Source organism: Lysinibacillus sp. JNUCC-52, from assembly GCF_015999545.1.
Taxonomy (GTDB): domain Bacteria; phylum Bacillota; class Bacilli; order Bacillales_A; family Planococcaceae; genus Lysinibacillus.
The window spans coordinates 4,066,652-4,080,043 of sequence record NZ_CP065546.1; the positions used below are offsets into that span (position 1 = coordinate 4,066,652).

The 13,392-nt window shown below is 37.2% G+C and carries 17 protein-coding genes; all 17 read left to right on the forward strand.

Features of this window, described 5'->3' with window-relative positions:
• The first annotated feature begins 11 nt into the window (after window positions 1-11).
• The 17 genes from JNUCC52_RS20105 to JNUCC52_RS20185 all read left to right on the forward strand — a co-directional run bounded on the left by JNUCC52_RS20105 (window position 12) and on the right by JNUCC52_RS20185 (window position 13,248).
• The gene (locus tag JNUCC52_RS20105; RefSeq protein ID WP_108029912.1) at window positions 12-479 is read left to right on the forward strand and encodes a phage tail tube protein; all 468 of its coding nucleotides are present in this window, start codon (window positions 12-14) and stop codon (window positions 477-479) included.
• 14 nt (window positions 480-493) lie between these two features.
• Window positions 494-895, forward strand: coding sequence for a phage tail assembly chaperone (locus tag JNUCC52_RS20110; protein ID WP_172772302.1), 402 nt, complete (start codon window positions 494-496; stop codon window positions 893-895).
• Between the two features lie 247 nt (window positions 896-1,142).
• Window positions 1,143-3,887, forward strand: a complete 2,745-nt coding sequence (locus JNUCC52_RS20115; RefSeq protein WP_337980653.1) for a tape measure protein — start codon at window positions 1,143-1,145, stop codon at window positions 3,885-3,887.
• Window positions 3,884-4,585, forward strand: coding sequence for a LysM peptidoglycan-binding domain-containing protein (locus tag JNUCC52_RS20120; protein WP_337980654.1), 702 nt, complete (start codon window positions 3,884-3,886; stop codon window positions 4,583-4,585). Before JNUCC52_RS20115 ends, JNUCC52_RS20120 begins: the two co-directional genes overlap by 4 nt.
• A gap of 19 nt (window positions 4,586-4,604) precedes the next feature.
• Window positions 4,605-5,555 carry an XkdQ/YqbQ family protein gene (locus JNUCC52_RS20125; RefSeq protein ID WP_337980655.1) on the forward strand — a complete coding sequence of 317 codons (951 nt, stop codon included), beginning with the start codon at window positions 4,605-4,607 and terminating at the stop codon, window positions 5,553-5,555.
• A complete protein-coding gene (locus tag JNUCC52_RS20130) occupies window positions 5,552-6,007 on the forward strand; it encodes a DUF2577 domain-containing protein (RefSeq protein ID WP_337980656.1) in 456 nt (151 codons plus the stop codon). The genes JNUCC52_RS20125 and JNUCC52_RS20130 overlap by 4 nt, the downstream gene beginning before the upstream one ends.
• Window positions 5,983-6,399 carry a DUF2634 domain-containing protein gene (locus JNUCC52_RS20135; protein ID WP_337980657.1) on the forward strand — a complete coding sequence of 139 codons (417 nt, stop codon included), beginning with the start codon at window positions 5,983-5,985 and terminating at the stop codon, window positions 6,397-6,399. The genes JNUCC52_RS20130 and JNUCC52_RS20135 overlap by 25 nt, the downstream gene beginning before the upstream one ends.
• Entirely contained in the window at window positions 6,392-7,483 is a 1,092-nt protein-coding gene (locus JNUCC52_RS20140) for a baseplate J/gp47 family protein (protein ID WP_337980658.1), read from the forward strand. Before JNUCC52_RS20135 ends, JNUCC52_RS20140 begins: the two co-directional genes overlap by 8 nt.
• The gene (locus JNUCC52_RS20145; RefSeq protein ID WP_172772295.1) at window positions 7,480-8,133 is read left to right on the forward strand and encodes a putative phage tail protein; all 654 of its coding nucleotides are present in this window, start codon (window positions 7,480-7,482) and stop codon (window positions 8,131-8,133) included. The genes JNUCC52_RS20140 and JNUCC52_RS20145 overlap by 4 nt, the downstream gene beginning before the upstream one ends.
• The gene (locus JNUCC52_RS20150) at window positions 8,130-8,438 is read left to right on the forward strand and encodes a hypothetical protein (protein ID WP_337980659.1); all 309 of its coding nucleotides are present in this window, start codon (window positions 8,130-8,132) and stop codon (window positions 8,436-8,438) included. Before JNUCC52_RS20145 ends, JNUCC52_RS20150 begins: the two co-directional genes overlap by 4 nt.
• Complete coding sequence (locus tag JNUCC52_RS20155; RefSeq protein WP_337980660.1) at window positions 8,431-9,030, forward strand: hypothetical protein; 600 nt, start codon at window positions 8,431-8,433, stop codon at window positions 9,028-9,030. The genes JNUCC52_RS20150 and JNUCC52_RS20155 overlap by 8 nt, the downstream gene beginning before the upstream one ends.
• Before the next feature lie 2 nt (window positions 9,031-9,032).
• The gene (locus JNUCC52_RS20160) at window positions 9,033-11,519 is read left to right on the forward strand and encodes a phage tail protein (RefSeq protein ID WP_337980661.1); all 2,487 of its coding nucleotides are present in this window, start codon (window positions 9,033-9,035) and stop codon (window positions 11,517-11,519) included.
• Window positions 11,519-11,734: a hypothetical protein gene (locus JNUCC52_RS20165; RefSeq protein WP_337980662.1), complete on the forward strand. Its 216-nt coding sequence runs from the start codon at window positions 11,519-11,521 to the stop codon at window positions 11,732-11,734. The genes JNUCC52_RS20160 and JNUCC52_RS20165 overlap by 1 nt, the downstream gene beginning before the upstream one ends.
• Window position 11,735: 1 nt before the next feature.
• On the forward strand, window positions 11,736-11,885 hold the full coding sequence (locus JNUCC52_RS20170) for an XkdX family protein (protein WP_337980663.1): 150 nt from the start codon (window positions 11,736-11,738) through the stop codon (window positions 11,883-11,885).
• Between the two features lie 114 nt (window positions 11,886-11,999).
• Window positions 12,000-12,299 carry a hypothetical protein gene (locus JNUCC52_RS20175; RefSeq protein ID WP_337980664.1) on the forward strand — a complete coding sequence of 100 codons (300 nt, stop codon included), beginning with the start codon at window positions 12,000-12,002 and terminating at the stop codon, window positions 12,297-12,299.
• Complete coding sequence (locus JNUCC52_RS20180) at window positions 12,299-12,565, forward strand: holin (protein WP_337980665.1); 267 nt, start codon at window positions 12,299-12,301, stop codon at window positions 12,563-12,565. Before JNUCC52_RS20175 ends, JNUCC52_RS20180 begins: the two co-directional genes overlap by 1 nt.
• On the forward strand, window positions 12,565-13,248 hold the full coding sequence (locus tag JNUCC52_RS20185; RefSeq protein ID WP_443136900.1) for a peptidoglycan recognition protein family protein: 684 nt from the start codon (window positions 12,565-12,567) through the stop codon (window positions 13,246-13,248). Before JNUCC52_RS20180 ends, JNUCC52_RS20185 begins: the two co-directional genes overlap by 1 nt.
• The last annotated feature ends 144 nt before the right edge of the window (window positions 13,249-13,392 follow it).

The window sequence follows — 13,392 nt, forward strand, 5'->3', positions numbered from 1 at the left end:
GGAAAAACTAAATGGCAGCAAACGTAATGCAAACAAAAGACGCTATGTCCTCTCGTGAGGGCTTGGTATTTATTAATATTGAAGGTCAAACATATGAATTTGCAGAAATTCTTAAATTTAAAGCGGAAGTAGAATACAACAAAGTAGAAGTAAAACGTTTAAATGCTCGTATGGAAGGTTCTAAAATTGTAGGAGCAAAAGGTGTTGGTGAAATGACGATGTATTACCATCGCCCAGAGGTTCGAGCGATGGCCATGAACTATTTACGTTCAGGTAAATCACCAATGTTTGATGCGACAATTGTTAATGCGGATATTACTAGTGCAGCTGGTAAACAAACCGTCGATGTCCGAAATATCGTGCCAGATAAAACGCTATTAGCAATGCTTGATGCAGATAGTGCAGACACATTAAAAGACGAATTTTCATTCACATTTGACGATTTTGAAATCTTAAACCAATTTAGCGTTATCCAATAAGGAGGAAACTATAAATGAGTAACTTTAAAGCATTCATGAAAGAAAATGTAATGGCGGTAGAACCTATTGAGTTATCCCTACAACGTTTTGCTGAGCCTATTAAATTACGACCTGTTCCATCTGAAGAAGCAGATGTAATTAATGATAGATGTTTTAAAAATGTAGCTGGCAAAAGAGGACGCCAAGAACGAGTATTTGATCCAGTAGCATACAACCGTAGATTAAACGTAGCAGCTATCGTATACCCGGACCTTAATAATACAGAATTACAGCAATCCTATGGCGTAAAAGGTGCAGAGGCGTTATATGGAAGAATGTTTCTGGCAGGTGAAACATCGCTGATTTCTGAAAAAGTATCCGAAATTAGCGGAAGTGATATTACTCTCGAAGATGAAGTAGAAGAAGTAAAAAACTAATACAAGGCAGTGACGATGAGCGTGACGGACTAGCATTTTATGCACATGTTGCGCTTCATCGATTCAATATACTGCCTAACTTGTTTTTAAATATGGATCGCAAAGAGCGCGCATTCATTATCGCAAGTTTGGATATTGAGCTTGAAAAAGAGGCAGAGGCTTCGAAAAAGTAATAATATAATAATTTTATAAAAAAGGCATGCCTTGTAGGGTATGTCTTTTTTAGCCCTAAAATGAGGTGAGTGTTATGTCAGTTCGTACAACCATGACCTTGACCGATAGAATGACTGGTACTCTTCAAAAGATGATGAAAGCTATGAATAGTACTATCCGAACGATGGAGCAAATGCATATATCATCCAACAGAGCAGGAGATATGCGTAGCCTGCAACGAGCAACGCGCGTTATTCAAAGTGCAAGGGTAGCTTTTGATAGATTAAGTGCTAGTGCAAGACTTGCATTTCAAAATGTTGGTGATGTAGGTGATATTTTTAGTGGGACTTCTGGAGGGATATCAGCCGCCACAAGTGGAGTGGATAAGTTTTTTAGTAAATTTGTAGGTTTTGCTTCTAATATTTTATCGGTAAAGAATTTAACTGAGGGTTTTAAAAAGTTAGCAAGCGCTTCTGATTCTTATAGTAATACTAATACGCGAATCGCTAATATTAATGACGGTTCGCAAACACAAGCGGAGTTGCAGAATAAGATTTATAGAGCTTCTCAGCGAAGTTTAAGCTCTTATAATGATATGGCTACTACTGTTGCGAAATTAAACGCTGGGGACACTTTTGGTAGCAATGATGAAGCTATCCGATTCAGTGAGCTGATGAATAAATCTTTCGCTGCTTCAGGAGCTAGTGGTCAAGAAAAGGCTGACAGTATGAAACAAATAACGCAAGCAATGGCTTCTGGAGGATTGCAAGGTGATGAGTTTACATCTATCGCAGAAAAGGCTCCATTGCTTGCAGATGCAATTGCAGATTCGTTAGGAAAAAGTACAAGTGAACTAAAGCAAATGTCATCTGATGGGGAAATTACAGCGGATATTATTAAAAATGCATTATTTAATGCTGCTGACGAAATTGAAGATAAATTTAGTAAAACGCCGAAAACATTTTCAGACGCTATGACCGTATTTAAAAACTATGCGCAAAACGCATTTGAACCTATATTTAAACGGTTCAGCGAATTTGTTAATTCGGATGCATTTGGAGTTTTAGCAGGTCATGCAATGGTTTTTGTAAATTTGTTTGTATTAGGTTTATCGTTAGTGTTTGACATTTTAGAAAGGGTTTATAATGGAATAGTTACATTTGGAGATATGTTACAGAATACTTGGTCTTTGGTTGGGCCAATAATTGTAGCAGTAGCAACATCATTGGGTTCATATTTGACGATATTAACTGCGTATAGGGGAGTATTAATGATAGTTGCAGCTTATGAGGCAGTAAGAACTTTCGCATTAGGTGTGCTGGCAGCGGCCTCTATGCTAGCTACAGGTGCAACCTTGGCTCAAACATCAGCTGTATGGGGATTAAATACAGCATTACTCGCCTTCCCTGGAACATGGATTCTAATAGCATTTATTGCTGTTATCGCTTTAGTAGTAACCGCAATGCTGATGTGGGCTGTACAAACTGCAGCTGTATTTGGCGCAATTGTTGGAGGCGTTTATTGGCTAGGTGCTGTTTTCTATAACGTTTTTATAGGTATATTGAACATAAATATTACCGTTGTTGAATGGCTCGTTAATACATGGAATAAGGCTATATTCTTTGTACAACTAGCATGGATTGCCTTAAATCTTATGGTTAGAACTGTATTAGATGCCATAGGAAATAATATAATTAGTGTAGCTGAATGGATTGCAAATACCTTCAACGCTTTAGTGTACGGTGTACAGATGGCATTTTATACGATGGGTACTATGGTGCTGAAAACGGTTGGTGGAATTGCAGATGGTATTTTTAATGTCATTAATAATGCATTAGGTGGAATATCTAATCTTATCAACGGTGCAATCGGTGGGGTAAATAAATTTATAGGTTTGCTTAATGGTGTGCTGGATACAGATCTTTCCAAGATAGGTACAGTAGATTTAAAATTAAGTAGTGGTGCAACTAACTTTGGGGATACTCTTCAAAATCTTATTAAAGCACCTACAAAGGCCGACAAGATTACTCTAGAAAGAAAGAACACCGCTGGTGAATATATGAATAGTGTGACTATGCCTACTGCACCAACTAATAGACAATTTGAACGTTTAGACTACAAAGACTTAGGTACTGCTTACGATAAAGGTAATGAAATAGGAAAATCTCTTTCACTTGCAGGTAGTGAAAAATTAGGTGTTATGGCCGATAAGTTAAAAGGGCTAGCGGGGTCAATGAATAAAGATGATGATAATTCTAATTCATTTCCATCCAGTTTGACAGATGATCTTGTAAAATCAGCACCTTCAGAATCAGGTCTTGGAAAAAATGCTGATGATAATCAAAAACTTAACGGTGGAAATATAGATAAAGTTGGGAAGATTGATGACAAAATCGATCTTGCAGACGAATATCTCGAATTATTTAAAGATATTGCGGAAGGTAAAGCGATTAACAACATTGTTTCGCTAACACCAAATTTACAGGTCCATAATAATTTTGAAGATACAACTGGTAGTGCAATGGAAAAAATGCTTAATAAATTCGGTGATTTATCCAATGCGAGTGGCAATGTTGCTAAAATAAATGACTATGTATCACAAGCTTTGAATGTTCCAGTTAGGGATGACGTTGAAGTATCAAATGAAGTGCGAGAAAAAGTTTCTGCGTCATCTTTAGCAAATAACAGTAAAGCTGTAGTGCAACATATTCAAAGTGAACCGAAGTTTTATTTTACTGGCGATATTCGTGAAAAAGTGGATGTTCATGAAGTCGTAAAGTTTATTACACAAGGTTTGAAAGATGAGCAGAATCGTTCGGTAGAGGGGGTATATGGATGATAGGAATCTATCTTAGTGCTAACAATGATAAAGAAGGATTTCGTATTCCGATTAATCCACCAGAATTATCATTTAAACAGGATGCTGACGGAGAAGAGTTTTCCGTCGCTAAGATAGGTGCTGTGAAAGTACCTAAACCTATGAAATTACCAGAGTTCTCGTTCTCCTCATATTTTCCGTCGCAGGATACACATTACGCGGAAACACAATTTGTAGAGCCTAAAAAGTATATTGACCAAATAAAAAAGTGGATGGCCGAAGAAACGGTTATCCGCTTTGTTTATGTAGGTGGTTCATTTTCTGTTAATGACCTGTTTACAATTGAAAGTTTTGAAGTAAAAGATCAATTTGGTACGTCCGACGTGGATTATACCATCTCTTTTAAAAAGTATGTGCCGTTTGGATTCAAAAAGATGGAACTTGTTAAAAAGAGTACTACACCAACTGTCTCAGCTAAGAAAAAGTCAGTGAAGCAAGTAGTGAAAAAGGAAACTCCAAGAGAAAATACTAAGCAAATACCACAGACGTATAGTTTAGTAAAAGGAGATTCACTTTGGAAGATAGCACAAAAGTATACTGGAAACGGAGCAAATTATAAAGCATTGCAATCCTTGAACGGGATTAAAGATAGTGAATTAAGGAAGTTGCCAATTGGGTTGAAAGTAAAAATTCCACCTGAATGGACGGTTAAGAAATGAGGTGGTAGGTATAGAAGTATTGGTTGATAATCGTGATGGGAATATTTACGAAGTGCCTGTCACTTCACTTAGCTGGAAGACTGAAAAAACAGGGAAAGCATCGGAGCTTACTGTTAATTTGTTAAATCCTAATCCACTTGAAAATAAAATTGTATCAGGTGCAATAGTAAGAGTAATTGATGGAAAACATAAAGTTTTTTATGGCTATTCATTTAAGGCGGGTTTTGGTAAGGATAGCGATTTTAATATTATTGCTTACGATCAACTCAAGTATTTAATGTATGAAGATACTTTTGTTATTCCATCGATGTTAGCAGAAAAAGCCATTGAGCGTATTTGCAGTATAGCAAATCTTCAATTAATTTCTGTAGCGAAAACAGGCTTTACAACGCCTGGAATGGTTGAAGAAGATAAGAAAGCATTAGATGTCATTATGAAATGCATTGATTCGGCTATTGTGGCTACAAATCAAAGCTTTGTTTTTATGGATGAGTTTGGCTCGCTAGGATTGCATAATATTAATGATTTAGTTATACCCCCTACAGACTTTTATATAGGGGAAGAAAGTCTTTTGTACGACTATGATTATTCGGTATCCATTGAGGATTCTTACAATCGAGTAAAACTGGTGTTAGATGATAAAGAGACATCAAAACGTAGAGTATTTATTGCGCAGGATAGTAGCAATATCGCTAAATGGGGACAGTTGCAGTATTACAAAAAGGTAGACGAAAATATGACGCCTTCCCAGATTGAAAGTCTGCTGAATGTATTGCTTACGGTCCATAATACAGAAAAAAAAGAACTGTCATTAAAATGTTTAGGTGATTGGCGAGTGCGCGCAGGAAAGATGGTATTTATCTATATAGAGAAATTAAAAATTAAGCAGTTATTTTTGGTGGAAGCATGCACACATGATTGGTCAGCTAAAGTTCATACAATGAGCTTAGAATTGAAGGTGATTTCATGAGTTTACTAGAGTTAATCAAAACGACTGCAATGGCAGCCTTTAATGCGTCCAATCCAGTAAATATTGTCTTGGGGACAGTTATTGGAGCAAAGCCTTTAAAAATTGAAATACACTCGAAGCTTATTTTAACGGATGAATTTTTACTAGTTGCAGAGCATCTTACTCGACACGAAAGAATAGCGAGTATTCAGTACGAACATCCGAAAAGCTACACCAAAAATCAAATTGGTGATGACATTAAACAGACAAGTTCGACATGGCAAAATCAAGGTGAATCGACCGCGGTGCCTTATGAAAAATATGAAATGAAATACTTAAAGCTCATCTTAGAAGATGGTTTAAAAGAAGGCGATAAAGTAGTGTTGCATAGAGTACAAGGTGGTCAAAAGTATTTTGTATCAGACAGATATAAGGAGGGTCATGACATATGGCACTACCAACAGAAGCAATAACAATTACCCCTGACATTGAAGTAATGGATGCTGTTGAATTACCTACTCGTACGTATCATTTAGATTTCAAACGAGGTTGCTGCAGTGGATTGATAGATGGTCAAAAAGCTATGGAGCAAGCGATATTTAAAGCATTGAATACGATTCGCTTTGAACATTTAGTTTATACAAATAATTACGGTTTTCAAAATATGATGGGATTTGATGAATTGTATGTACGTGGTGATTTAGGTAGGCGCATACAAGATGCATTGCTGCAAGATGAACGTATTACATCATTAGAAAACTTTAGTCTCGAATTTACATCAAAAGATGATGTGTTAATAACTTTTGTTGCTCGAACAATTTATGGCGATGTAAGTCTGTTAAAGGAGGCGATTAGGATTGCTTGAGTACTTAGAGTCGCAATCATTTGATAGTATTTTAGCAGAACTGCTCGATCGTGTGCGGGGTGACGTCGATAAACGTGAAGGTAGTGTAATATACGATGCACTTGCACCTACAGCATTAAAGTTAGCTGAAACATATTGGGATATGTCCGTGTTATATCGTCGTACTTTTGCTGCTACAGCAGACGGAGATGATCTTGAAAAACGAGTGAACGAGCATGGAGTCGAACGTAAGAAGGCTGGAAGGGCTATTCGCCGCGCATTATTTACAGATGGTGAAGGTCAACCTCTTGATGTGTCTACAAATAGCCAATATCGATTAGAGGCAGTTATCTATAATGTAATAGAAAGATTAGAGGCAGGGGTATATAAAGTAGAAGCACAAACAGCAGGTGCCGTAGGAAATAAGGATTATGGCGAGATGCTTCCGCTAGAAGCAAACAATAAGCTAGGTAAAGCTGTATTAGCTGATGTGCTTGTACCAGGTGAAGATGTTGAAACAGATGAGTCATTATATGTAAGGTTTGTAGACCATATCCGCGAAAAAGCATTTGGTGGTAACCGCGCAGACTATAAGAAAAAAATGAAGGCAATTCAAGGGGTTGGTGGTGTACGGTTACGTCGTACTCCGTTTGGTGGAGGAACAGTAAAAGCAATTATTATTGATTCTGATTTCAATGCACCGACACCTGAGTTTGTATCCTATGTTCAAGAGATTATAGATCCACTAGAATTTAAAGGCGATGGATATGGTTCAGCGCCGATCGGTCATGAAGTAACCGTGGAAGGTGTAGGGAAAAACACTATTGAAGTTGAAAGTGAACTCATTTTGAATGGTGCAACGATTGGTCAAATTGAAGCACAAGTGAGTGAAACGTTAGAAACGTATTTTGCTGAATTACGTGCCAATTGGTTTAAAGATTTAGATATCAATGTTCGTATTACTCATATCGAATCTCGACTATTAGAGATTGAAGGCATTGAGGACGTTGCTTCAACGATGTTGAATGGCTTAAGTAATAATATTAACTTAGTTGAAGAAATTCCAGTACTTTCTAAAGTAACACTGAAGGAAGTGATTATATGACCAATGCTTTTTTAGAGGAGTTACCATTCTATTATCAAAATATAAAAGAGTTTCGTGAGTTGTCCAATACAGTTACGCTTAACTGGGATAAACTCGACGAAGCTCTTTTTGGTGTAGATAACGATCAATTTATTTTAACCTCAAGCGAGACAGCTATTGCCATTAGAGAAAAGGATTTTGGTATTCGTGCAGATTCGAAGAACGAGACATTGAAATTCCGAAAACTACGATTACTAGCTCGAATGCAGGAAAGCGCACCATATGTCTTAGAGTATTTAACAAAGGCATTGTCAAGATTAATTGGAGAAAATAATCATCAGATTTTATTAGATGTTAATCAATTTGAAATGGAAGTCGCAATAGAAGTTGAACAAACGGCTTATTATAACGAAGTAGTACGGTTGGTAGAGCGAATCGTACCGTTAAATATTAATTTAATGACAACTATTTTGGCTTTAAAGGAATGCCTCATTATTGTAGGGGGCACTTATGCATGGCAAATCAATCATAAAATATGTGGTCGTTTTAAAACAGCCAAAACACATGGTGCTTTAGGAAAAGAAGTGTTAACAGTTTCAAATGAGATTTATAGTTTTATTATAAATAACCGTATTTGTGGTCGATTTAGAGCAGGAGGTGTGAGGAATTGAACGAAATACAACCATTAATGATAGATTTAACTCAACAATTTTTAAGTAATCTTACAGTTGGCGCAAAGGTTACGATTGATGGGGTTGTTTATAACAAAGAAATCTATCACACTAGCACGAAGGTTGGGCTAAGAAAGTATGTGAAGTTATCGACGGAACAAGGTTTGGTAACACGTGCTGCATTAGTCGATAGTTACGGACGTGAATTGTATGTAAAAACAATGAACTATCAGAAAGGCTCACAGGGGTATGTTATCGCATTTCCTCTGCAACTTGAAGTGAAGGAAGTGAAAGTAAATGAGTAACTATATGAATGGTGAAATACCGCTGAATTTTAAGAAAAACCCATACGAACGTACTGAATGGTACGATGACGTAACAGATCCAGTGACAGGAGAGCTCATCGAGGACGGTACGCCTTATATGTCTGAGTATGCCAACAATTTTGAATGGGGAATTTATAACGCCTATCGTTTTATGATTGAGATGTATCGACAATTAGAACGTATGCGTATTCAAATGGAACTAGATGGCCGTGTACCGGGTAATAGTGGAACATTTGCCGATATGCTAGATGGTAGTACAAATAAAATCAATTTAGACACAGCCATGACCGATATTATCGAAGCTGTCATTATAGGTACAACTACTTTAAAAGTGGCTAGTGTTGATGGGTTTACACCATTTACGCAAGTCACTATTTTTGATGATGTAGCAAGTGAGGATGTGGTAATTGCTGCAGTAGGGGTAGACACAATTACGATTTCAGCTCTTACAAATGCATACAAAAAAGGCGCGAAAGTGGCTCGTAGTAATGTCTTTATTGATATGGTTAACGCTGAAATGGGTGTTGGGGATTGGCAGACATTTAACGTTGAATTAGTGGAGGTGGTTTAAGGATGGTTAAATATTATTATGACAAGTTTACGACAATAAACACGACCATATACAACAATGATGCGCCGTGGGATTTCGAGTCAAACGACGGACTTATGCAGTATTCGACTAATTTCAAAAACTTCACACATGACTCGTTGACTAATGTTTACGAACTTGCAGGCGAGCGGATAGGCGCTAAACAAATCGCAGTGGGTGACCTTAGCTACTATACCTATAACGGGGCGCTGTATCGTTACACAGCTAAAAAAGGCGGGTATTCAGAAGATAGGCTTGAGTGCACGGTACACAAAAAGGTGCCATCAAAAAACACGACTAGTACAGCCTACTCAAAAGGCGCCCTAATACAAAGCAATATTCCAGCAGAGGAAGGGACCTACCCGGCAAACGGACGTCATACCGATGGGTATTGGTATGTGAAAGGAGCAAAGGTAAATACAGCCCCGACACAACCAGGAGCATTTTCATACCCGATAGGGACATTAGAAGTTGGCGATTCCAAAGTGTTCACTGTAGGAGCATCAACAGACGCAGAAAGCAATTTATTAAAATACATTTGGGAAGTGTCTATAAATGATGCTGCTTATTCGAAAGCAGGAGAAACAACCACTCCAAGCTTTACGTACACAATACCAACGGCAACAAGTTTGAAAATGCGTCTCAAAGCGGTTGATTCCGCAGGATTAGAAAGTGCATATCGAGAAAGTAGTTTGTACACAGTATCAAAGCCGAAATATTACTTTACGAAATATAATACAATAACTAACTCTCTATATACTCCAGTTGTTAGTTCTCTTATTAATAAAACAACGTTATCTAATGGTTACGGAATAGCTAATGTTTTTAATGTGTTATTAGGAGCAAACTATGGTATTACAGATGGACAAATATTTTATGAAGTGCAAGCTCTTAGCAATGGCTCATTACAATTATTAAATTCAGCTAACGGTTCAATGACCCATCTGCTTTACTATTTTGATATTAAAAAGTTCGACTTCTATTGTACTTATAATGGCTCAGTCTATAAGGTAAATATGGAAACCCCTGAAGGTCGAGAAGGATATTACAATGTCAATCTTTATCGAGTAACTAGCCAGCTATACTCGACTAATTATAGTAAAGGTTCGCTTGTACAGAGTGGAATCGCTGTTGATGAGGGAACATACCCTATTAATGGTAGACATACCGATGGCTTTTGGTATGAAAGAGGTAGCCGAGTTAATCAATCAATCACTCCACCAGCACCATTTACATCACCGATACAGGGGAAAAAATTCAAACCTAATGAAGTTGCTAATATCACATTTGGAGCCTCACACGCGCCTAACCTATCACTTTATGAAGTAGATTACCGATATAATAGCATAGGCACATGGACACAGTTAGCTTACAACAACACGCTCACTCGTAGTTTTACAACTACGACAGATAAGGCACTTAAAACCTTAGAATTACGTGTGCGAGCAAAAAATACAAGTAATGTATATTCTGATTATGTATACTCTGAACCATTTGAAATAGAACATAACGTTGCGCCAACAATAACCTTAACTGGTCCTGGGGATAACACAACACTATATGAAAATGACACATTAAATATTGCTGGTACAGCTTTTGATGCTGATGCAGATCAATCAGTTACAGTTTACTATCAAATTAACAGCGAAGCTCGTAAGATACTAGCAACAAACCTAAGCCAAATACAAATCTCATTATCTAAACAGATAACCTTTAAAGGTGGCAAAATTTACGATGGAGAAACAGCACTTACAGGAACACTTGCTGATGGTGTAGCACACACATTAAAAGTATGGGCGGAGGACAGCGAAAAAGCGTTATCTGCCATTGTTGAACGTACATTCTATGTTGTACCGAACCGAGCCCCTTTACTATCTGTAGATGCTGTTGTACCTTCTGGCGTAGTCGATGCGGACAAGTTTAAAATCAGTGGTACAGCCACTGATCAGGACGCTAATTCTACGCTTAAAGTAACTAGCCGCATTAATGCTGGAAATGCTGTTGAAATTTACAGTGGTTCGGATAGAGCTTGGGAATTTGATTTAGCACTTTCGCAGCTTGTAGTTGGTCAAAATACGATTGTGATTGAGGTAATTGATAACTACGGAGCAAAGACTAGCAAGACTGTAACACTTAATAAAAAAGAATTGAAAACACCAATTTTGCAATCCGTCGCTCGGTATAAAATTGAGCCACCTAAGGGATCTGCAAAGGGTGTTTTATTATTTATACAGCGTGATGAGGCATTGGATATAAAAGTTGAGCTATCAATGACTGCTAGTGATGAGCAAGAACAGTATGAAACTTTAACGCCCGTAAACACAGCACCGGTTCAACAAGGTTTAGTGGAGGATACATTTGAATATGAGGGGTTAGAAGCAAAGCAAAATATTATTCTTAAAATTACGTCATCACGTACAGATTTAGCATTAAATCATAAAATACATCTAATTTCAGGGGCGGTGGACTAATGGCATTTCAATATAAAGTGCGAAACTCAGATGGTACATTAGGCGATAGGAAGAAATTCGGATTCGAAGAAACTCCAGAAGAAAAAACGGATCGATTAGAAGCTACTAATGCCCAATTAGCGTATGAATCAGTTATGAAGGATTTAAGAATAGAAGAATTAAATAGTAATCAAGCAGATTTAACATATCAACTGATGATGAAAGGGGTTTTGTGAAATGGATTGGTTAAAAATGATTAATGGCTTTTACCCTAAATACTGGACGAAGGAAATGGTTGGCGATGCTGTAGAGGCTGGAAAGATAACAGCAGAACAGTATAAAGAGATTACAGGTGATAAATATTCGCCAACGAAAATGCAAGCATAAGCTTAGCGTTATTTTTTATGCTGTGAGAGTAAACGAGATAACAGTACTTGGTTCTGTTTCTCGATACATCTCATAGCTTTTTATTTTACTTGAATAGCAAAGGAATGTGATGGAATGGATGTAACTGCAGTAAATGAAATCGCTACAAGCCAAGCAGTTTGGGCAATAGCTTGTTTAATTATAGCGTTTGGGGCATTTCGCTATTTAATAAGCAAAAATGATAATTTGATGGACCGAGCGGAAGAACGGGAAAATAAATTAATGGATCACTTGGAACGATCTAATGAATCGCAGGAAAGAACAGCAATCGCCCTTGAAGGCATGAATCGATCGTTGAATATATTGGAAGGTCGTGTCGATCGTATTGAAAAACATTCGCTGCAAAATAAAAACGATGAAAAGGATGATGAATAATGGATTTAACAAACATTTTTATGATTGCAATCATAATGGTGGCTATCGTGCTAGCTGTAGCAGAAGTACTGAAAAAGACATTTAAAATTAATACACAATACATGCCAATCACATCGGTAGTGATTGGTATTTTTATTGGCTTAGTTTGTTGGCCGTTATCTGAGTATCCACCATATGCCATGCTAATGTCTGGCTTTGTTGCTGGTCTAACAGCCTCGGGAACATTTGATTTATTAAAGGCGGCTAAAAAAGAAGGACAGCAATAATGGCTTACACTTTAAAACAAAATCTATTACCATCAATTAAATATCCAATAAAAGCACCTTACATCATGACACCACAGTATATTACAGTACACAACACGGCCAATGATGCATCTGCAGCCAATGAAATTAAATACATGATCACTAACAATAATCAGGTATCCTATCACGTTGCCATTGATGATGTAGAAGCAATTCAAGCAATCCCATTCACTCGTAACGGTTGGCATTGTGGAGATGGTCAAGGGATGGGGAACCGTAAATCAATTGGTGTTGAAATTTGCTACAGCAAAAGTGGGGGAGCTCGTTATATTGCTGCTGAGGAAAATGCAGTTAAGTATATCGCTTCTTTATTAAAACATTTTGGTTGGGGCATAGAACGTGTGAAAAAACATCAAGATTGGAACAGAAAGTACTGTCCGCATCGAATTTTAAGTGAAAATCGTTGGCATCTCTTTCTAAAACGAATTGAAGAAACTTTGAAGCCAACTACAACTATTCAACATAAGGAGGAACCAAAAGTGACTAACACATTAACATCAACAGCTAAAGAGGATTTAAAGGGCTTGCTAAAAGAAACGTATCAAAAAGGAATTTTAAAGGTGGACCATAGCGAACGAATTGGTTCAATGACGGATGGCGAGGCCTTGGGTTTATTAATATCAGTTGTAAAACGCACTTTGTAAACTTTAAACTAGATTTTCACAAAATATGTGAACTTGGTCTTTTTATTTTGAACCAACTGAAAAGCGCTTCAAATTCTTGAGTTTCAAGGATTTGGAGCGTTTTTTTATTGTGGCGTCAAAATGGTTAAATGAAACTATTTTCAT